The organism is Spirosoma arcticum, assembly GCF_054779955.1.
This window is the reverse complement of the sequence record NZ_BAAGXG010000023.1, coordinates 54,489-73,606: the sequence shown is the minus strand read 5'-3', so window position 1 is coordinate 73,606 and position 19,118 is coordinate 54,489. Positions and strand designations below refer to the sequence as shown.

Genomic DNA, 19,118 nt, shown 5'->3' with positions numbered 1-19,118 from the left:
ACATGGTATCTCCGTCCAAGAATCCGCAGCCTGCAACTATTTCAACAAAGCAGAATTACCGGTGGATCATTGTCGTCCTGTTGTTCTCAGCCACGACGATCAACTACCTCGACCGCCAGATCATCGGGCTGCTAAAACCGATTCTGGAAGTTGAGTTTAGCTGGACCGAAACCGATTTCGCCCGGATCGTGATTGCCTTTACGGCCGCATACGCCATTGGCCTGCTGGGGTTCGGCTGGTTCATTGACAAAGTCGGCACCAAAATCGGCTACTCCGTCACCATCGTCTGGTGGAGCGTGGCCGGAATGCTGCACGCGCTGGCCCGGTCTGCGTTTGGCTTCGGCGTGGCGCGGGTTGGGCTGGGTCTGGGTGAAGCAGGCAACTACCCGGCGGCCGTGAAAACGGTGGCTGAGTGGTTTCCGCAAAAAGAGCGGGCGCTGGCCACCGGCCTGTTCAATGCCGGAACCAGCATCGGCGTGGTCGCGGCCCTGCTCATCGTTCCGCAAATATTGAGCCGATACGGCTGGCAGGAAGTGTTCTGGATTACTGGCGCACTGGGGTTCGTCTGGCTGATTTTTTGGCTGATTTTCTACGAAGTTCCGGCGAAGCAGAAGCGATTAACCCCGCAGGAACACGCCTACATCACCAGCGGGCAGGAAGCAGAACCGGAAGCAAAGACGCCAATCAGGTGGTTTAAGCTGTTTACATTGCCACAAACGTGGGCGCTGATCGTCGGCAAAGGGCTGATCGACCCGATTTACTGGTTTTTTCTGTTCTGGCTTCCCTCCTACTTTGCGTCGACGTTTGCGCTGGACCTTAAAAAGATAAGCGTAGAACTGTTGCTGATTTATGGAGCCACAACGGTGGGCAGCATTGGCGGTGGCTATCTGTCGTCGTGGTTGATTAAACGCGGCTGGCCCACGCTGCGGGCGCGAAAAACGGTTCTGCTGGCGTTCGCGGTCCTCGAACTGTCCATTATTCTGGCTCAGTTCGCCACCGACGTTTGGGTCGCCGTTGGCCTGATTAGTTTAGCGGTAGCCGTTCATCAGGCCTGGGCCACAAACGTATTCACCTTAGCGTCCGACCTGTTTCCGAAGCAGGCGGTCAGTTCGGCAGCGGGTATTGCGGGCATGGCTGGGGCAATGGGCGGCATCTTCTTTCCAATGCTGGTCGGCAGTCTGCTCGACAGCTACAAGGCCGTCGGAAACCTGTCTGGTGGCTACAATGTGCTGTTCACCATCTGCGGCTGCACGTACTTAGTCGCATGGTCGATCATCCACCTGCTAACCCGAACCCCCAACGTCGTGACCGTCGATCAGTTGAAGTGAAGGGGCTGCGTACGAGCACCTATCTATCGGGCCAGTCCATCCCGACGGGCGCGGGCACGAACGCGCTCAGCCCTGGCTCGGCTATCGGGATGGCTGGAGAGGAATGCGGTAATCCGATTTCCACCACCACCGCCCAACTTGGCTAACTTCTCAAACGACGTAGCCAGCGCCATAACACTGTAGCCGTTACGTTTCAGAAATCCGTAACCATAATCATCGGCTTCGGTCTCCTGTTGGCGGCTGAACGACGCACCAGCAATGTAATCAGCCGCACCGGCTACCTGCGACCGGGACAGTTTGCCTACCATACCTGACTGCGAAGCTCCCGCGTTGCGCAGGGCCGACCGCTGAAGGCCGCGTTTCATGGCGTCGCGGGTGTCCCGGTTGATAACATGGCCAATCTCATGGCCCATAATAGCCAGCAATTCATTGTCGGTCATCACGTCCATCAGCCCTTTAAACACGCGCACACTGCCATCCGCCGTGGCAAACGCATTGACACCGGAAACGTTATAGACTTTGTAATTGATAGGCAGTCCGCCAACCGTGCGGTGACGCCGGACGATCCGGCTCAGGCGCTGCGAATACGGATCGCTGGCATTAGCAACCGGGTTGGTGGCGTCCATTTGCTGCACGGCCTGCCGGGAATAGGCAACGACCTGCGCGTCCGACAACGTAACCGAACCAATGCCGTCCAGTACGGCCTGCATAAGATTGGGGTTGACAGTACCCTGGGCCAGCAACACGTTTAGAATCCCGAACACCAGAACAGCGACGATTAATAAGCGTTTCATGAGTTAAGTCGATTAGAGTCACCCGCCTTGTCCACTACTAAAGTAGCCCCCTTTCATCTCAGCAAAAGGCGCATTAGGGCAGGATGATTAGTTGAGACTATGCAGACGTACGGGCTGGATGCCTCCTCATTGCTACTGCTTCACCTGCACGGGCAGGCCCTCCAACTGCGCGTAGTTAAGCTTCCAAGTGTCATCGTTGCCTTTTTTCCAGAGCAGGATAAAGTTGCCCTCGCCAATGCCGTTCGGCTGATCCGGGCCATCGGGCAACACGTCGACGGAGTACGTACCTGCTTCGTAGGCGGTTTTGGTATCGGCCGACGAGCTGACGACGTTTGTTTTCAGGTCGGTCAGCGTCGGCAGAGTCTCGCGCACCCATTTCTGAGCCACTTCCGATTTGCCTTTGAAGTGCGTATTGCCTTGCAGAAAGTGGACATCCTCGGCTAAGAACGAGATGATTTTCTCGGTATCCTTATTATTCCACGCCCGGATAAATTGCTGATTCAGGTCCTGCACATTGACGGCGTCGCCCGGTGAGCAGGCGGTTGTCAGCAGGGTAACGAGTAAAACACAAATGGATGATTTCATAACGTAAATGTTGTTTAGTGAAAAATGAACCCGGTGACGCTTACCAGCTTTTCCGGCGGACTTCCGACGTTGGGTAAGCCGTAGCCTGATCACCGTAGGACGGGTTGGTCAGAAAAAGCGCGTTGCCGTTGCTGGTATAAGGGTCCGAAACGGTTGGGGCGCGGAACGCCGTGGCCGCAAGAGCGGCACTAAAGCCAGTGGCGGCTTCAACTTCGGACACGGCGGGAACGGGCGCTTTACGGATGGCCGCTACACGGGCAGCGGCCGGACGAGTTACCACGGCGGGCCGGTCGGCGGCAGCGGCTGCTTCCTGACGGGCAAGCTGCGCTTCGCGCCGGGCCTCGGCGGCTTCGCGTTTGTTCTCGGCAACTTCCCGCCGGGTTTCGGCGGCTTCGCGCTCAGCGGCTGCAATTCGCGCATTCGTCTTGCGCTGATTGTCCACCCCTTTACCGATGCCATAGCCAACGGCACCACCGGCTAACCCGCCAATGACACCCCCAACCGCCCGGTTGCGCTTATTGATGATGGCTCCGGCGGCACCACCTGCCCCGACCCCAATAGCGGTGCCTTTAGCTTGTGGACTCCAGCGTCGTTTTTCCTGCGCCTGCACCGAGTTACTAAACAGGGCCGTCAACAGTATTAGCAGACTGATACTCGTGTGAATCGTTTTCATAGCGTTGTGTGTTCGTTTAGGTTAGTATCTTTAACAAAACCGATTGTTGGACAACAAACGGCGGCCAAGGTTTACTAACACTATGATCTACGGGGTGCAGGACACCTCAGATTGATACCGGCAAATAAGTAGGCCATTACCCGCCCGTTCTTTTTATTTTTTCAACTGACCTATTATGAGAATTCTGCTTAGCCTGTCGCTGCTCACGTTAACGTTTGCCGCCGTTGCTCAACCGGCGCTTCGTGTTAAAACGGCCAATGGCCCTATCGAGGGCACCGCCGAAACGGGTGGCGTTCGCTCGTTTAAGGGTATTCCTTTTGCCACCCCACCCGTTGGCGACCTGCGCTGGAAAGAACCCCAACCCGCCAAGAACTGGACGGATGTCCGCCAGGCTAAGAAATTCGGCCCCCGCGCTATGCAGCGGGCCGTTTTCGGCGATATGGGCTTCCGTTCCGATGGTATGAGCGAAGACTGCCTCTATTTAAATGTCTGGACGCCCGCTAAATCGGATAAGGACCGCTTACCGGTGCTGGTGTACTTCTATGGGGGTGGCTTTATAGCGGGCGACGGTTCTGAAGCCCGCTACGATGGGGAAAACATGGCCCGCAAAGGCATTGTAACGCTCACGGTTAACTATCGACTTGGACCGTTTGGCTTCATGGCCCACCCTGAACTAACGGCCGAATCGCCCCACAAAGCATCCAGTAACTACGGGTACTTAGACCAGAGCGCGGCCCTGCGCTGGGTACAGCAGAACATTGCGGCTTTCGGGGGTGATCCCAAAAAAGTGACCATTGCGGGTGAGTCAGCAGGGTCAGTATCCGTCAGCGCCCAGATGGCCTCTCCCCTATCGAAGAATTTGATGGCCGGAGCCATTGGCGAAAGCGGCTCACTATTGGGGACGCTGCCACCGACGTCGCTGGCCGATGCCGAACAGTTAGGCGTTAAGTTTGCCGAGCAGGTGGGCGCAAAATCGCTGGCCGATCTGCGAGCCATGCCTGCCGAGAAACTTCTTGAAGCCACGGCCGATCCTAAAACACCACGCTTCTCATCGGCCGTCGACGGGTATTTCTTCCCAAAATCGCCAATGGCCATTTTCGCGGCTGGCGAACAGGCACAGGTGCCGCTATTAGTGGGCTGGAACTCCGAAGAGATGAGTGGGCGGGCTATTTTGGGGCAAGAGAAACCAACCGCGGAGAACTATACCAAAGCTGTGCAGAAACTGTACGGCGACCGCGCGGCCGACGTGCTGAAACTGTACGCGGGCACCACTGACGAAGCCGTTGAACAGGTCGCTACCGACCTGGCCGGTGACCGGTTTATTGGCTACAGCACCTGGAAATGGGCCGATTTACACAGCAAGACTGGGGGTAAAAAGCCCGTGTATCGGTATCTGTACGCCCGCCCGCGCCCGGCCATGACGCCCGAAATGGGCAATGCCGAGTCAGGTTTAGCGGGTGGCGTTGTGAAAAGCACCACCCCGGCCGCGCCCCGACCAGCCGCTCGTGGCGCGGTCCACTCGGCCGAAATCGAGTACGCCATGGGCAATTTAGCCAGCAATAAGACGTATGCCTGGACACCCGACGATTATAAAGTGTCGGAGGTAATGCAGAACTACTTCGCTAACTTCATCAAAACTGCCAATCCCAATGGTCCCGGCCTGCCAACCTGGCCCGTTCTGAAGCCTGACGGTCCCGCCCAGTTTATGCGTATCGACGTGAATACTCGCGCCGAAGTCGAGAAGAATCGCGAGCGCTATCTGTTCATGGATCAGTTTTCAGCAAAGCCGTAAGCCTACAGGAACTGACAAGTCAATGATTTCCATAAACGTACGAAAGCCGGTCATCACTGACCGGCTTTCGTACTTTCTTCGCCAACGATTACAGCAAAGGCGTAATGAATGTTACTTGTTAAATCTGCGAATAGGCCACCGGTTCCAGAAAAACCCGGATAATGTTGGACACCGTATTGGCGTATTCGGGTAGCTGCGAAACACGTTTCCAGTCGGCATCGGCGCTGAAGGCTTTCCAGTTGGCGTCGCGCTCAGCCATGTCTTTGAAGGTGAGCATGTAGGTCAGACAGGGCATGTGCTCCCCCGCAATGACCTGACCAAAAAATACCGGATTGAGCTTTACCTTATTAAAGATTGGTATTTCATCCACGTTAAACATCTTTACCTTCCGGCGAACAGCATCCTCGGAATACCCTTCGTAGGTGCGCAGTTCAAAAATCCGGTTCCCGGTAGCGGGTGCAATCATTTGCGGTAACGCATCGAAGGCACTCAGCAACGACGTGCTGTAACGGGCATATGGCGCTTTGTCAGGCGCAAGTTCATTATAAACCTGACTGGCTTTAGCATAGGCCGCGTCGCTGGCTAAGCGGGTTGACGCAGTCGCGTAGCTTTCCATCGACGGGTGCGGAATGAGCGCGTACAGCTTGGCCGGGTCCGATTTTCCCATCTCCCGAAACACACCAATCGTTTTGACGCCCTGCCGGTTCAACGCAGGAATCAGCGCATCTTTGAGGTAGTTTTCGATGTTCGACTGCGGTAACCCAAAGCGGGACTCATACGTGCGTAGCTCGTACAATTCTTTGGTGGCGGCAGGGTTGATGGCTTCGGTCATGCCAAGGGCCGGAACGGCCAACATTGAAGAGGCAACGAATTGTCTTCGTTTCATTCGGTTGAGTTGGTTTTATAAACGTGTTAAGACGACCTTATAAGATCGGATTGTCATAATCTACTCCAATAAATGGGTGTGTAAGTGTATGGGCATTTACGGTTGCTGGTCAAACACCCATACACTTACACACCCCTCTCTTCATCCCACCGGCACGACCGTCGAGTTTTTAATCTCGGCCATAACAAAGAAGCTGCTGATGTGCAACGTACCGGCAATCACCGACAGGCGGTCCTGATAAAACCGATTGTAAGTTTCCATGTCGCGGCTGACAATTTTGAGCAGGTAATCGAACGTGCCCGACACGCGGTTACACTCCAGCACTTCGGGCAGGTCGCGCACGGCCGTGTCGAAGTCGGCGAAGGTATCCCGGGTTTGTTTGTCGAGCGTCACCTGGCAGTACACCATCAGTCCATTACCTACCTTCTTCTTGTCAATAATCGTCACGTAGCGGTCAATGATACCGTCGCGTTCGAGCCGTTTAATGCGCTCGTGAACCGGCGTTTTGGAGAGGTTGATCTGCTGTCCGATTTCCTGAATCGTCAGGCGGGCGTTGGCCTGTAGCAGACTTAAAATGGCGCGGTCAGTTTTATCCAATGTGTCCATCGCGAAATTTTTACGCAGAAGCTGACGAAAAGGGACCACGAAAAGATCTATTTCCTGTTAACGAACTGTATTAGCGTCCTATTTCCTGATTAGTAAAGCTATAATAGAAAATATCTACCGTCAATTTATCTTTGTATCACGAACAGAAAAGTACCTTAAACCCCAGCATCATCATGGTTATTGGTGTTCCTAAAGAAATAAAAAACAACGAGAATCGGGTCGCACTAACACCCGCTGGCGTGACAGAACTGCGCAAGTATGGTCACACCATACACGTGCAGGTGAATGCCGGACTGGAAAGCGGTTTTGAGGACGAAGAATACATTGCGGCCGGGGCCATTATGCTCCCAACTATCGAAGATGTCTACGGCATTGCCGAGATGATTATGAAAGTTAAAGAGCCGGTAGCGTCCGAGTACGATCTTATCAAAGAAAATCAACTGCTCTTCACCTATTTCCACTTTGCTTCGTCGGAAGAGCTGACGCGGGCGATGCTGGCGAAGGGAGCCGTCTGCTTAGCTTACGAAACCGTGGAGCGGCCCGACCGCAGCCTGCCGCTGCTGGTGCCGATGTCGGAAGTGGCGGGCCGGATGGCCATTCAGGAAGGAGCCAAATACTTAGAGAAACCGCTGAAAGGCCGCGGCATTCTGCTGGGGGGCGTGCCGGGCGTAAAACCCGCCAACGTCCTGATTCTGGGGGGTGGCATTGTTGGTACGCAGGCCGCTAAAATGGCTGCCGGTCTGGGTGCCCACGTTACCATTATGGACGTAAGTCTGCCGCGTTTGCGTTACCTGTCGGACATTATGCCGCCGAACGTGCAGACGATGATGTCGAATGAATATAACATTCGTGAGATGATTAAGGTCTGCGACCTGATCGTGGGCGCGGTGCTGATTCCGGGTGCAAAAGCCCCCCACCTCATCACCCGCGACATGCTGAAAATCATGCGTCCCGGCACGGTGCTGGTCGACGTGGCCGTTGACCAGGGTGGCTGCATTGAAACCTGCCGCCCCACTACCCACGAAGATCCAACGTTCATTATTGACGGCGTGGTGCATTACTGCGTGGCCAACATGCCCGGCGCGGTGCCTTACACGAGTACGCTAGCGCTCACCAACGCGACACTGCCGTATGCGCTGCAACTCGCCAACAAAGGCTGGCAACAAGCCTGCCGCGACAATATGGACCTGAGACTGGGATTGAACGTCGTGGAGGGCAAGGTCGTTTACAAAGGCGTTGCCGACGCTTTTGGATTAGAACTCACACCCGTTGGCGACATGCTGACGGAGGAAGAGGTAGCCTGACCGGCTCAGTATTAACTCATTACCTATTCATCAATAAACGCGCAGGCCGCACCCTTTTGGAGTGCGGCCTTTTTTGGTGGGTTGCTTGCCCCTCACCGACCCGTCCCTCTTCCATAGGGCGAGACGGTCCAACGGGTCGGTGAGGAAATCAGGCAACTTCGGCACAGTAGACGTCCGGCTCTGGCACGGACAGGCCAATAACTTTAGCGCCCATCAGGTTTTGTAACGCTTCCCGGCCCGTATTCCACCGACGGGCAATATTCTCTTCCCGCACCAGAACCGAATCTTTAGGCTGATTTGCCTGCTCGAAATACTCAGGCATCCGGCTCGTCATCTCGCTGACAATCTCAGTGATCGTGCCCATTACCAGTAGCTCAGGAGCCGACTGAGCCAGTTGAATCAGGGCACGAACCATCGACGCGGTGTAAAAAGCGCAGTCAATATCCTGGTGACGCACCGGCACGCCATCGTGAAGCCGCTGTAGATTGACGCCACCGTCTTCCAGCCGATCAGATGCGGGTGTATTGCCCTCCGGCTGCGGAAATACAGCGTCCACCTTTTGTTTGAATTTCTCCCACCACGGCGGTATGCCCGACGGATTTAGCGTGTCGCAGAAGATAATACGCTGAGGTAGTTCGGGTTGTTGCGGATTCATTAGCAGCAGAGCCGCGCCTAAGTGACGGTCGTCGGCGGCATGGCGTCGCTGAATCACAAAGCACTGAAGTTGATCATTTCCCTCTTCCTGGATCTGTTGGGTAACGGTCAGGACTATACGCAATGAATCTTCCATATAACCTTCCGTAACGACATGAACCGGCAGTTGGCTCGGGAATACGGCGTTATCGTTGGCTTCGTTCCGAAGTTGATTCGCCAAAATGGTCAAAGCAGTTGCGTCGGAGCGCCGGGTTCCGAAATACGTGCCAATGTCTTCTTTAGCCAGACCCGTTTGTCCGTCAACCAGACCCACCGTGTCCCCATGCTCACACTGCCGACTGGGCGGACTATAGCGAAACGGCACCTCCCGGTGTTCGCGGTGGGCGGCTAAATTATAAATACGCTTCTCGAACTGAGCCAGCATCGGCTCATAGGCGTCATTTTCGAAATAGACTTCGCTGAGGGGCCGGAGTAGGTGGCGGGCGATGGTATCCTTCTGAAGCAGCCGTTCGAGCGCGTCGTCGCTGTGTTTGAAAAAACTGCGTAGCGCACCGTGTTCAACAAAGGCTTCGGCGTCGCTGTCGACGCCCGTGTCCGGGTGTTTATCCGGTCCCATGCCGTGGTCAATCCACTCGCGGAGGAATTGTTTGACGGCAAGATCAAAGGCGTTATTTGCCCAGTCGGCGCGTTCTTTTGTATAGTGTGTTTGGCGAAGTAGTTCGCAGTTGATCGGACCGTCCCCACCAAGTAGGGTCCGAAATGCTATTGTCATAGGGAAGGGGTAATTATGCCTACAATATAAGGCAAAAACAGTCCCCATAAAAGCAGCCCGTCCTACTTATTCATGATAACTTAACATCAACCGTATTTTTGCACCAATGCGGCCCATTCTTCGTTCAGCGACCCTGCAAAAAACGGCTCACCGGCCCGCCGATACCAGTAATTAGCGTTGAACCGGTCGCCTTCTTTGCGGTGCAGGTACGCGTGCAGCCGGTCATAAGGCGGCTCACCCTCGCGGCTCTGCGCAATCTCGTGAGCCTGCTCCCACTGTCCGTTCGCATCGTACCAGAGAGCCTGCAAAACCGGATGAATACCAGCCGGGGGCTGGGGTTGAGTTAGTGTTTTATTGAATTCGTCGGTTGTCATTCTGATAAGTATTTGAGTGCATAGGTATTTAGGTTTATGAGACAGCATCTCAACACGCACAAACCTAAACACGCATGTACGTAAACACCAAATAGTTTATTTCCCGTTCAGGGAAGCCTTCAGATACGGTTCGTAGGCCGGGGTGACGTAAACCGTATAGGTGTCCAACCGAACAGCGCGGTAAGGCTGCTTCATGACGCGGGGCAAACGATTGTCCAATCTTTGAAAATCGTTGTTGGGAATAATGGCCAGGTCAGCATCTTCCCAGTGCTTTTCGGTTGGCCAGATGGTGTAATGCCGGTGGAAAATGGGAATCAGGTAGTCGAACACGTACACGTTGGACCGCGCCGGAATCAGTTTGGCCAGCCGCTCCACTACGGCGATATCGGACGCGGGCAGCAACGATTCCTTCTGCGGGTCGAAGCGGTGCGTTACCGTGTTGCGCAGGATGGTGAGCAATCGAAAGTCGGGCCGGGCGTAGGCCACAATCGGGAACTGGACGGCAAACAGAAGCGCACCCAACACCACCGGCTGCCAGCGGGGCGTCGGCCCTTCCGGTCCTGGCCCGAACAGAAACCAGACCGTCAGCGTATAAACCACCGAGAAAGCGTAGACCAATACAAACCGCGGGGGCCACGTCAGCGATACCAGTTCAAACAGCGGATTGGTGCCGTAATACGTAGCGCCCTGCACCCAGTTCGAGAGCAAAAGCGCCGACTGCGCCACACCATACACCAACAGGACGCTCCCCACCTGCCGCCAGCCTACTCGGTACAGGCCATAAAGCAGCAGGCCGATGGACGGCGACAGCAGCAAAAACGTCTGCATGAGCAGCATCAGGTGCTTACTAATAAAAACAGTGTCGTGGAGGCCCGCGCCTATCGCGGCAAGGGCTTGCTGCAGGCGGGGTTCCGGCTCGGTTGCGTTATTTTTATAAGACAGAAACAGCATTCCGGCGACAAACAGCCCAGCCCAGCCGCCCAGCACGATCCAAAACCGTGATTTGGTCAGGATACCGAAAATGGTTCGTTTAGGGTTAGCAATCAGGTACTGGACGCTCAGAAGCGCCAGATGAAGGGCACCGCCTAAAAGCGCACCGTCTTCCTTAACCAGCACCAGCAACGTCCCCGTCAGCAAAAACCAGCCCGTCTGGTAGCTCAACAGGGCCAGTAGAAACAGCAGCGATAGGGGAAAATACGTTAGTTCGGGGTGCCAGCCAATGCCGGGGTGATCGCTAAACCAAAACCAGACCGGCCCCAACAGCAGCACCGCTCCCACGAGCCAAGCGGCCCACGCGGGCAATCGTCGACTGATTTGCTGTAACAGCAGGCCATAGCTCAGCAGCGAGAGACCAATTTGCACGGCGAAAGCCCCATAAGCGCCCGCTACGTAGATCAGCGGTCCCCAGAGCAACATGCCGTAATTGTTATGGATCCGGTCGTCGTAGCCCCACACATTTTCATACAGCAACGGTCGGCCGTCTACCCAGCTACACGACTCCTGGAGAAAAATATACATATCGTTGTACGTATAATACAACGCCTGAAAACGGATGACTTTAAACCAGAAAAACAGGAGTAACAGCAGGCTGCTGATTGCAACCGGGACAATCCACTTTCTTGTCATACGGGCATTTAACTACGTGTGTTTACGTCCGTAGCGCATAAATAGTTTAGTCACTACTCCACATCAGACAGTCAAACACAGATGCACATCAACTTAAGTGTGTTCAGTTGACGCGCAGAATTCCGCCCAACTGAGTGTATGGAACGGTCACCTCAATTGGGCCAAGGGCATAAGCGGCTATTTCGTAGGGATTGTAATAAAAGACCATACCCGTACGGCTCATGCCGACGTTAGCGGGCAGAAAAAAACGGCCGTTCCGCAAAAAATACCCCTGCTCTTCCAGGTTGGTTTGTGGCAGCAGTTCCTGTTGCTGCCGGAAAGTTTTCTCTACCACGTTCAGCAGGGCTGTCGTGTCCGATACGAGGTCGGTGAGCGAGAGGGTCCGGCCGGTTTCGCGGTCGAACACGTAAAAATTTAGGTTTGAGTTTGGGTGCGCCCCGCCCGTGTAGGCATAGGTTTCCAGTCTCACGGTCAGAAGATCGGCACTGGCATAGGTCGTGTCGGCCTTAGTTTTGAGTTCCCAGCAACTGCCTAAGCCGCCCATGTCATCGGTCATGGTTTGGTAATCAGTGGCAAATAACGCCACGGCCTTTGGCAGGTCGGCACGAGCGTCGGGGTGAGCGGCTACGGTTGCGCTGTCGAGCCAGTCCGTAATGCTGCCCACGGCGAGTTGCTGAAGCGTGTCGTTAATTTTCCGGGCACCGTCGCTTTCTTCCTTAAGCAGAAAATAGTCGACCGACACATCTACCCCTTTGTTCGTGGTGGTGTCGCAGCGGTTCGCATTGGTCAGCGTATACTGCTGGCGTACTAAAACCGGTGGCCCCGGCGGCACTGGACGGCACGCCTGAAAAAGAGAAATGAAACCTAAAAGAGCTGGTAAGAGGAGGTACTTCATGCGTAAGGAGCGGGGAGCACGATCAGGTCGTTTGTCGCACAAGCTTCGCGGGGCTGATGACCTGAGAGAGCACCTTGCTGGTACTACAAACTTAATAAATCTTTAAACCGAATCGCCTGCCGACGACTTATTTCAATTTTGTCGCCCCCGCGCAGTGTCACCAGCAGCCCCCCGCTAAACCAGGGTTCTATTTTTTCGATCCACTGGAGGTTAATGATGTGCTTGCGGTTGGCCCGGAAAAAAGTAGCCGGGTTGAGCCGGTCTTCAAGGGCGTTCAGCGACTTGAGCACCAATGGTTTCTGATCGTCGAAATACAGCCGGACGTAGTTGCCCATCGACTCAAATAGCCGCACTTTACCCAATTTCACGAACCAGCATTTTTCACCGTCTTTCACGAATACCTGATCGTTTTCGCCGAGCGTTTTGGTGGCCGGACCGGGCGAATCCCCGCCAGACGACGTTCCGTTGATGTCGGTGGTATGACGCTCTTCCTCAACGCGGTGAATGGCTTCGCTCAGCCGCGCCAGTTCAACGGGTTTGAGCAGGTAGTCGAGTGCGTTGAATTCAAAGGCTTTGAGGGCGTATTCATCAAAAGCGGTGGTAAAAATAACCTCCGGCGTTTTACCTTCGATGGCCTGCAGCAGTTCAAAGCCGTTTTTGCCGGGCATTTGAATATCCAGAAACAAGAGGTCCGGCTCCAGCTCTTCAATCATCGGCAGGGCTTCATCGGCGTTGGCGGCTTCGCCCACAATCTCAATTTTCGGGAAGTTGTCGAGCAGCCGACGCAGTTCGTTGCGGGCTAAACGTTCGTCGTCAATGATGAGGGTTTTCATAAGGAAATGATGAATGATAAATGATGAATGATTTACACCGGCAGGCATTCATCATTTATCATTCATCATTCTTTCGTTAGCGTTACGTCGGAACAGGCCCTCCGACTGGGCGGGAATGGTAATATCGGCACAAACAACGGGGCCTTTGAACTGGGTAGGCTGGTCGTTTTGGTCTTCTTCCTGAAAAATTTGAAACGTTGCTTCGGGTCCGTAGAGTAATTCGAGCCGCTGGGCCGTGTTGGCCAGCCCAAAACCGCCCGACGCTTCTTTGTCGCCCAAAACCCCCGTGTTGCGGATAATGATGTGAAGCTTATCCATGACAATGGTTGAGTGCACCTCCACGAATCCCCCACCCATGGCCGTCGAGACGCCGTGCTTGATAGCGTTCTCGACCAGCGTCTGGAGCATCATTGGCGGGACCTGCCAAAACAGGGTTCGGCCATCGAGTTCGATGCGGGACGTCAGCCGGTCTTCGTAGCGGACTTTTTCGAGCGCTAAGTAATCCTCAACCGTTTTAATTTCTTCGCGCAGTTCAACCGTTTTGCGCCGGTCGGCCAGCAGGGAATTGCGCAGCAGGTTGGAAAGCTGGGTGATGCTGTGCTGCGCTTTGTCGGGATTTTCGTAAACCAAGGCCCGAATGCTGTTGAGGGCGTTGAACACAAAATGCGGGTTTAGCTGGGAGCGCAGCACTTTAGCTTCGGTTTCGCGAATGCTGGTTTTGAGCAGAATTTTCTCGATCTCCGCGTCGCGCGTTCGCTCCACGTAGTGATAAACGGTGTAGCTCAATACCCACGCCAGCATGGTTTTGCCCCAGGTGAGTATATAGCCAATAACCAGCCACGGCTCATTAGCTAAGTACTGCTGCGGAACAATCATCATGTCAATCGGGAGGTTAACCAGCGTCATAATCAAAGCCAGTACAAACACTGACAACAACACGCGCGGGGCCAACTGAATAAACGGCAGCCGCACCCAGTTCCAGCGTCGGATCATGAGTCGATAGAGGTGAGTCAGAGTCACTCCCAAAAAGATGTTTGCGATGGCCAAATACAACGCATCAACATCGAAACCAAGCTGCAATACATAAGCCGAATACTCCACTACCATGAGGAGCGTCCAGCCAATTACCTGACAAAACCAATATATTTTTTGCTTAGCAAGGCCCATTTCTGTTCATGTCCTCTACCGGACAGTAAGCGAATATACGGTTTCGAGTGAGCGGTGAGCCGCCAACAGTGAGCAATGGCCGAATACGTAGATTACTGGCCCTATGTTTCTGATAACTGGTATTAGTAATCCCATCAGGTCCGATTGGCTACTCACTGCTTACTGTGCCAAGGCCAGCGACAACAGATGGGCGGTGTCGTTGTTCAGCTCAATGTCGAACGCCCGCGTGTCATAATCATACCGGAGTTTGTAGAGACACAGGTTGCTGTGTTCAAAGTAGTCCATTTGCGCCAGCGGCCGGTTGGTGAGCCAGCAGAGCAGAATTCGCATGGCGCGGCCGTGCATGGTAATGAGCACGGGCGTCTCGTCGGGATGCGACAGGATTGCGTCGATAGCAACGCGCTGCCGGGCTTCGACCTGCTCCGGGCTTTCGCCCCCGTCGGTGGGCAGTGCCGTATTACCCGCCGACCAGGCTTCGATTAAGGTACGGTAATACGCGTTGTCGAGGTTGCCGGGCACCTTGCCTTCCATGACGCCCCAGCTAATTTCGTTGAGGCCGGTGAGTTTTTCGTAGGAAATACCCAGGTCGATAAATGGCTCGGCGGTTTGATAGGTGCGCCGAAGACCGGAGATATAAATTTTGCGAAACGGCACGTGCTGATACGCCTGAAAAAACGCCATCGCCTGCGCCTGTCCCATCTCGTTAAGGTCCGAATCGACACCACTGCCCTGCACTATGCCCCGACGGTTATAGTCGGTTTCGCCGTGGCGAATCAGATAAATAGATTTTTGCGTCAAATCAGTGCGTTGGCGATTGGTTAATTAATTGCCAAATTGGGTGCAAAATTACACAAATACCCACGCATTATGAAAGCTGGTTTCGACCTCGCCAATCTATCCTTTGCCCATGTCGACTCAATTGTCAGGCACCTCGGCATTGAATTCACCGAAGTGGGCGACGGCTACCTCGTGGCGCGGATGCCGGTGGACGGCCGGACGCACCAACCGTTCGGCCTTCTGCACGGTGGGGCCTCGGTGGTGCTGGCCGAATCGCTGGGCAGCACAGCCTCCTGGATGCTCCTCGACGACCCTACCCAGCAGCGGGCCGTGGGGCTGGAAATCAACGCCAACCATCTGCGGTCGGTGCGGGAGGGCTGGGTCTACGGCCGCTGCACGCCCATCCACACCGGCCGCACTACGCACGTTTGGGACGTTCGCATCACCGACGAAGCGGGGAAGTTAGTATGCGTCAGTCGGCTAACGGTGGCTATCATTGGAAGTTGATGGAACGCGGGGTGGTATTCAAAATCAAGCGTCGATACTTGTTTTGGAGTTGGGCATTCCTGCTGTTTTTTCTCGTCTGGTCGACCGGATTCACCGTATCGATCTTCAGAGAAAGCCCTTATCCAAATCTGGACGACCTGCCTTTCATTTACGTACTAACAGGACTTGTTTGTGTCATATGGGCATCGTTGGTATACCGGCTGACGATGTTCATTGAACTGCTCGACGACGGCTTCATTATAAAAAAGTTTGGTCAGCAAGTACGCCGGTATCCATACAACGCTATCCTGACCCATAACGAGCGACATGAATCGGGACGGGGTGGCTCCTTCGATGAATTAACTGTTTATCTGGCTGATAACTGGTTTGCGATCCGGTCGAATGAATTTACCGAATACGATTATCTAAAAGTCCAGTTCACTCACTACGGTCAGTCAGTTCCGTACCAGACCGTATTTACCCCGACGGAGCGGAACCGGTTTCGCTGGGTGATTAGCGGATTAGTCCTGCTGATTGGGGCAACCATCGCTTTTGGCTACCTCGCCCACAACCCTGCTGACCCTAACCCGGCCCGAATGATTAGTCTAACCAGCACCGTTGACCAAATCAGAGAAAACAAGTACAAAGGCCGACTGAAAGGAGTAACCATCTCATTACGGGCGTTTCCCGGTTTCGCGTTTTACGTGTCCCGTCGGGATTACGACGTGCGATTAGATACGTTAACGTCAACGATCATGGTTGACCGCCCTCTTTCACTGCTGATTCGGCAGAGCGATTTTCGCAAAAAGCTGCGACGGACCGAGCCTCTCACCTTCGGCGACAAATACGTCGACTATAACCAGATTAGGATCTTCGGAGTCAATCAGGACGACTCGGTGGATATCCTCACGCCCGGTCCCGTTCACGAACCGACGCATACCAATCCCGGTCAACGCGCTTTTCTGCTCAGCATTTTGCTGTTGTTGTGCTGGACCGGCTGGGTTTATATCGACCGACAACCCGTGCTGAGGGCAAAGGCATCCTAATAGTTGGAGCATTCTTGTTTACTGACCAAGCCTCCGTAAACCTTTCCACTACCCGTCCGTTACCTTTTTGAAAGCAAACCAGCAGCCGACATGAATACGGATGAAAACAACGACTACAACCCCGCCGAGGACGAGAATCAGGGCGTGATCACCAAACTGGCGCAGGGCGAAGAAGCCAACAACGGCGTATCGCAGATAGAGTATATGAATCCTGTTTTCAACCAGGGACCCGAACCGGTGAAAGAAGAAGTTAACGCCCGTGACGACGGACCGCTCGGTGGGGAGACGAATGGGGTCAACGATGATATGCTCGCGGAGGAAGATGTAGAAAACGGGGACGTGGAGGTCAATAACGAATGAATGATGAATAATGCATAATGAAGGTGGTAGGCCGACATTATGCATTGCTCATTATTCATTACTCATCACTCATTATCCATTGACCATTATTCATTACTTATATGAACGCCAGTCAACTTGCCCAGCTCGTTATGCGTATCGGGTTGGGCATCAATATGCTCATGCACGGGGCCGTACGCATTCCGAAGCTGACCGGATTTGTCAATAAAACGGCGGCCGGCTTTGCTGACACAATCTTGCCTGCCCTACTGACGCGGGCGTTTCTGTACGGTCTCCCGTTTGTTGAATTAGCCAGTGGCGTCCTTATTCTGCTGGGTGGTCCTCTCAGTAAGTGGGGTTATTTCATCGGCGGGCTAACCATTGGTGCGTTGCTGTTTGGCACGACGTTGAAAGAGGACTGGACCACGGCCGGATCGCAGGTTGTGTACCTCATTGCGTTTTACTTAGCGCTACGTGGATTGGACGGACCGGCGCGGGGTCGGCGGTGAGCAAGCCGGTAATTCGTCGTTCGCAGGTGCAGAAAGTTTCCGATATTTGCCCAACCTGCCCGGAACGTACCTACCGGGCCAATTGTTAAAATTAGAGGGCAATGGTGATCCTGAATCACGCGCCTAACCGACTATGACTAAGGACGAGGCAATTTTAGAAAGTATTACTAATTCTGAATATAAGTACGGATTTGAGACAATCATCGAAGCCGACGAGGCTCCGATGGGTCTTGATGAAGATACGATTCGGTTTATCTCGGCTAAGAAGAACGAACCCGACTGGTTACTCGAGGACCGGCTGAAGGCGTTTCGGATGTGGCAGGAAATGAGCGAACCGCACTGGCCGAACGTTAAATACCCTAAAATCGACTACCAGTCGATTATTTACTACTCGGCTCCCAAACAGAAGAAGACCGTTGGTTCGCTCGACGAGATCGACCCCGAGCTGCTCGATACGTTTCAGCGGCTCGGCATCTCTCTGAACGAACAAAAGCGACTGCTGGGCGTAGTTGAAGAGCCAACCCAGTTGGACGGGGTAGATTCGCCGGTCGAGCGGCCTCGCGTGGCCGTCGATGCCGTTATGGACTCGGTTTCGGTAGCCACTACATTTAAGAAAGACCTGGCCGAACGCGGCATCATCTTCTGCTCCATGTCGGAGGCCGTTCATGAACACCCCGAACTGGTGCGCAAATACCTCGGTTCGGTTATTCCGGCTAAGGACAATTATTTCGCAGCACTCAATGCCGCCGTTTTCACCGATGGGTCGTTCTGTTACATTCCTAAGGGTGTGCGCTGTCCCATGGAACTGTCGACCTATTTCCGCATCAACGCGGCTGGTACGGGACAGTTCGAGCGGACGCTAATCATTGCCGACGAAGGATCCTACGTAAGTTATCTGGAAGGCTGCACCGCTCCCATGCGCGACGAAAACCAGCTTCATGCAGCCTGCGTTGAATTGATTGCAATGGCCAATGCTGAAATTAAGTACTCAACGGTTCAGAACTGGTATCCGGGTGATAAGGAAGGCAAAGGCGGTATTTATAACTTCGTCACCAAGCGGGGCATTTGTGATGGTCCCAACGCCAAAATATCGTGGACTCAGGTTGAAACGGGTTCGGCTATAACCTGGAAGTACCCCTCAGTAATTCTGAAGGGCGACAATTCCATTGGTGAGTTCTACTCGGTGGCTGTTACCAATAATATGCAGCAGGCCGATACGGGCACTAAAATGGTGCACATTGGTAAAAACACAAAGAGCCGGATTGTATCGAAAGGCATTTCGGCGGGTAAAAGTCAGAACTCGTATCGGGGTCTGGTGAAGGTGCATAAGCGCGCTGAGAACGCCCGTAACTACTCGCAGTGCGACTCGCTGCTGCTGGGCGACAAGTGCGGAGCGCACACCTTTCCGTATCTGGAAGTAGACAACGCTACGGCTACCGTTGAGCACGAAGCGACAACGTCAAAAATTGGCGAGGATCAGCTATTCTACTGCAATCAGCGGGGTATCCCGACCGAACAGGCCGTTGCCCTGATTATCAACGGCTACGCCAAGGAGGTGCTCAATCAATTACCAATGGAATTTGCCGTAGAAGCCCAGAAACTACTGGCAATAAGCCTGGAGGGAAGCGTTGGGTAACGTATTGAACCTACGGAGTGACAAGTTATTAACATT

20 protein-coding genes are annotated in these 19,118 nt (G+C 54.0%); 8 read left to right on the top strand and 12 right to left on the bottom strand.

Annotated elements, in window-relative coordinates; genetic code table 11:
• The first annotated feature begins 2 nt into the window (after positions 1–2).
• The gene (locus ACYVHB_RS29420) at positions 3–1,328 is read left to right on the top strand and encodes an MFS transporter (protein ID WP_461055527.1); all 1,326 of its coding nucleotides are present in this window, start codon (positions 3–5) and stop codon (positions 1,326–1,328) included.
• A gap of 23 nt (positions 1,329–1,351) precedes the next feature.
• On the opposite strand, the gene ACYVHB_RS29415 is transcribed toward ACYVHB_RS29420, so the two are convergent.
• The 3 genes from ACYVHB_RS29415 to ACYVHB_RS29405 form a co-directional block, all read right to left on the bottom strand.
• The gene (locus ACYVHB_RS29415) at positions 1,352–2,122 is read right to left on the bottom strand and encodes a M48 family metalloprotease (RefSeq protein ID WP_461055525.1); all 771 of its coding nucleotides are present in this window, start codon (positions 2,120–2,122) and stop codon (positions 1,352–1,354) included.
• A 132-nt stretch (positions 2,123–2,254) separates the two neighbouring features.
• Positions 2,255–2,707 (bottom strand): YybH family protein, encoded by a 453-nt coding sequence (locus tag ACYVHB_RS29410; RefSeq protein WP_461055523.1) that lies wholly within the window; start codon positions 2,705–2,707, stop codon positions 2,255–2,257.
• Positions 2,708–2,747: 40 nt separating this feature from the next.
• A complete protein-coding gene (locus ACYVHB_RS29405; protein ID WP_461055521.1) occupies positions 2,748–3,380 on the bottom strand; it encodes a hypothetical protein in 633 nt (210 codons plus the stop codon).
• 175 nt (positions 3,381–3,555) lie between these two features.
• On the opposite strand from ACYVHB_RS29405, the gene ACYVHB_RS29400 reads away from it, so the two are divergent.
• A complete protein-coding gene (locus ACYVHB_RS29400; RefSeq protein ID WP_461055520.1) occupies positions 3,556–5,172 on the top strand; it encodes a carboxylesterase/lipase family protein in 1,617 nt (538 codons plus the stop codon).
• A 118-nt stretch (positions 5,173–5,290) separates the two neighbouring features.
• On the opposite strand, the gene ACYVHB_RS29395 is transcribed toward ACYVHB_RS29400, so the two are convergent.
• Together ACYVHB_RS29395 and ACYVHB_RS29390 are read right to left on the bottom strand one after the other, a co-directional pair.
• Positions 5,291–6,058, bottom strand: a complete 768-nt coding sequence (locus tag ACYVHB_RS29395) for an NIPSNAP family protein (RefSeq protein WP_461055518.1) — start codon at positions 6,056–6,058, stop codon at positions 5,291–5,293.
• Between the two features lie 141 nt (positions 6,059–6,199).
• Complete coding sequence (locus ACYVHB_RS29390) at positions 6,200–6,664, bottom strand: Lrp/AsnC family transcriptional regulator (RefSeq protein ID WP_461055516.1); 465 nt, start codon at positions 6,662–6,664, stop codon at positions 6,200–6,202.
• A gap of 173 nt (positions 6,665–6,837) precedes the next feature.
• Between ACYVHB_RS29390 and ald the strand changes: the two genes are divergently transcribed.
• On the top strand, positions 6,838–7,968 hold the full coding sequence (gene ald, locus ACYVHB_RS29385) for an alanine dehydrogenase (protein WP_461055515.1): 1,131 nt from the start codon (positions 6,838–6,840) through the stop codon (positions 7,966–7,968).
• A gap of 148 nt (positions 7,969–8,116) precedes the next feature.
• On the opposite strand, the gene ACYVHB_RS29380 is transcribed toward ald, so the two are convergent.
• The 7 genes from ACYVHB_RS29380 to ACYVHB_RS29350 form a co-directional block, all read right to left on the bottom strand.
• On the bottom strand, positions 8,117–9,394 hold the full coding sequence (locus ACYVHB_RS29380; RefSeq protein WP_461055514.1) for a hypothetical protein: 1,278 nt from the start codon (positions 9,392–9,394) through the stop codon (positions 8,117–8,119).
• Between the two features lie 86 nt (positions 9,395–9,480).
• On the bottom strand, positions 9,481–9,768 hold the full coding sequence (locus ACYVHB_RS29375) for a hypothetical protein (RefSeq protein ID WP_461055512.1): 288 nt from the start codon (positions 9,766–9,768) through the stop codon (positions 9,481–9,483).
• A gap of 96 nt (positions 9,769–9,864) precedes the next feature.
• On the bottom strand, positions 9,865–11,394 hold the full coding sequence (locus tag ACYVHB_RS29370) for a hypothetical protein (protein WP_461055510.1): 1,530 nt from the start codon (positions 11,392–11,394) through the stop codon (positions 9,865–9,867).
• Between the two features lie 103 nt (positions 11,395–11,497).
• The gene (locus tag ACYVHB_RS29365) at positions 11,498–12,289 is read right to left on the bottom strand and encodes a DUF3298 and DUF4163 domain-containing protein (protein WP_461055508.1); all 792 of its coding nucleotides are present in this window, start codon (positions 12,287–12,289) and stop codon (positions 11,498–11,500) included.
• Between the two features lie 83 nt (positions 12,290–12,372).
• Positions 12,373–13,122, bottom strand: coding sequence for a LytR/AlgR family response regulator transcription factor (locus ACYVHB_RS29360; protein WP_461055507.1), 750 nt, complete (start codon positions 13,120–13,122; stop codon positions 12,373–12,375).
• A gap of 51 nt (positions 13,123–13,173) precedes the next feature.
• Entirely contained in the window at positions 13,174–14,289 is a 1,116-nt protein-coding gene (locus tag ACYVHB_RS29355) for a sensor histidine kinase (RefSeq protein WP_461055505.1), read from the bottom strand.
• Between the two features lie 159 nt (positions 14,290–14,448).
• The gene (locus ACYVHB_RS29350) at positions 14,449–15,087 is read right to left on the bottom strand and encodes a histidine phosphatase family protein (protein ID WP_461055503.1); all 639 of its coding nucleotides are present in this window, start codon (positions 15,085–15,087) and stop codon (positions 14,449–14,451) included.
• Between the two features lie 69 nt (positions 15,088–15,156).
• On the opposite strand from ACYVHB_RS29350, the gene ACYVHB_RS29345 reads away from it, so the two are divergent.
• The 5 genes from ACYVHB_RS29345 (at position 15,157) to sufB (ending at position 19,082) form a co-directional block, all read left to right on the top strand.
• The gene (locus ACYVHB_RS29345) at positions 15,157–15,573 is read left to right on the top strand and encodes a hotdog fold thioesterase (RefSeq protein WP_461055501.1); all 417 of its coding nucleotides are present in this window, start codon (positions 15,157–15,159) and stop codon (positions 15,571–15,573) included.
• A 206-nt stretch (positions 15,574–15,779) separates the two neighbouring features.
• Complete coding sequence (locus ACYVHB_RS29340; RefSeq protein WP_461055499.1) at positions 15,780–16,598, top strand: hypothetical protein; 819 nt, start codon at positions 15,780–15,782, stop codon at positions 16,596–16,598.
• Positions 16,599–16,688: 90 nt separating this feature from the next.
• The gene (locus ACYVHB_RS29335; protein WP_461055498.1) at positions 16,689–16,958 is read left to right on the top strand and encodes a hypothetical protein; all 270 of its coding nucleotides are present in this window, start codon (positions 16,689–16,691) and stop codon (positions 16,956–16,958) included.
• 101 nt (positions 16,959–17,059) lie between these two features.
• On the top strand, positions 17,060–17,446 hold the full coding sequence (locus ACYVHB_RS29330) for a DoxX family protein (RefSeq protein WP_461055496.1): 387 nt from the start codon (positions 17,060–17,062) through the stop codon (positions 17,444–17,446).
• Positions 17,447–17,579: 133 nt separating this feature from the next.
• Entirely contained in the window at positions 17,580–19,082 is a 1,503-nt protein-coding gene (gene sufB / locus ACYVHB_RS29325; protein ID WP_461055494.1) for a Fe-S cluster assembly protein SufB, read from the top strand.
• Positions 19,083–19,118 lie beyond the last annotated feature (36 nt).

Bases quoted from the DNA above. Each gene is read 5' to 3' on its own strand.
- ACYVHB_RS29370 (WP_461055510.1), bottom strand. From the start codon at position 11,394: ATGACAAGAAAGTGGATTGTCCCGGTTGCAATCAGCAGCCTGCTGTTA.
- ACYVHB_RS29375 (WP_461055512.1), bottom strand. From the start codon at position 9,768: ATGACAACCGACGAATTCAATAAAACACTAACTCAACCCCAGCCCCCG.
- ACYVHB_RS29395 (WP_461055518.1), bottom strand. From the start codon at position 6,058: ATGAAACGAAGACAATTCGTTGCCTCTTCAATGTTGGCCGTTCCGGCC.
- ACYVHB_RS29420 (WP_461055527.1), top strand. From the start codon at position 3: ATGGTATCTCCGTCCAAGAATCCGCAGCCTGCAACTATTTCAACAAAG.
- ACYVHB_RS29410 (WP_461055523.1), bottom strand. From the start codon at position 2,707: ATGAAATCATCCATTTGTGTTTTACTCGTTACCCTGCTGACAACCGCC.
- ACYVHB_RS29415 (WP_461055525.1), bottom strand. From the start codon at position 2,122: ATGAAACGCTTATTAATCGTCGCTGTTCTGGTGTTCGGGATTCTAAAC.
- ACYVHB_RS29360 (WP_461055507.1), bottom strand. From the start codon at position 13,122: ATGAAAACCCTCATCATTGACGACGAACGTTTAGCCCGCAACGAACTG.
- ACYVHB_RS29365 (WP_461055508.1), bottom strand. From the start codon at position 12,289: ATGAAGTACCTCCTCTTACCAGCTCTTTTAGGTTTCATTTCTCTTTTT.
- ACYVHB_RS29380 (WP_461055514.1), bottom strand. From the start codon at position 9,394: ATGACAATAGCATTTCGGACCCTACTTGGTGGGGACGGTCCGATCAAC.
- ACYVHB_RS29340 (WP_461055499.1), top strand. From the start codon at position 15,780: ATGTTCATTGAACTGCTCGACGACGGCTTCATTATAAAAAAGTTTGGT.
- ACYVHB_RS29345 (WP_461055501.1), top strand. From the start codon at position 15,157: ATGAAAGCTGGTTTCGACCTCGCCAATCTATCCTTTGCCCATGTCGAC.
- ald (WP_461055515.1), top strand. From the start codon at position 6,838: ATGGTTATTGGTGTTCCTAAAGAAATAAAAAACAACGAGAATCGGGTC.
- ACYVHB_RS29335 (WP_461055498.1), top strand. From the start codon at position 16,689: ATGAATACGGATGAAAACAACGACTACAACCCCGCCGAGGACGAGAAT.
- ACYVHB_RS29400 (WP_461055520.1), top strand. From the start codon at position 3,556: ATGAGAATTCTGCTTAGCCTGTCGCTGCTCACGTTAACGTTTGCCGCC.
- ACYVHB_RS29330 (WP_461055496.1), top strand. From the start codon at position 17,060: ATGAACGCCAGTCAACTTGCCCAGCTCGTTATGCGTATCGGGTTGGGC.
- ACYVHB_RS29405 (WP_461055521.1), bottom strand. From the start codon at position 3,380: ATGAAAACGATTCACACGAGTATCAGTCTGCTAATACTGTTGACGGCC.
- sufB (WP_461055494.1), top strand. From the start codon at position 17,580: ATGACTAAGGACGAGGCAATTTTAGAAAGTATTACTAATTCTGAATAT.
- ACYVHB_RS29355 (WP_461055505.1), bottom strand. From the start codon at position 14,289: ATGGGCCTTGCTAAGCAAAAAATATATTGGTTTTGTCAGGTAATTGGC.
- ACYVHB_RS29390 (WP_461055516.1), bottom strand. From the start codon at position 6,664: ATGGACACATTGGATAAAACTGACCGCGCCATTTTAAGTCTGCTACAG.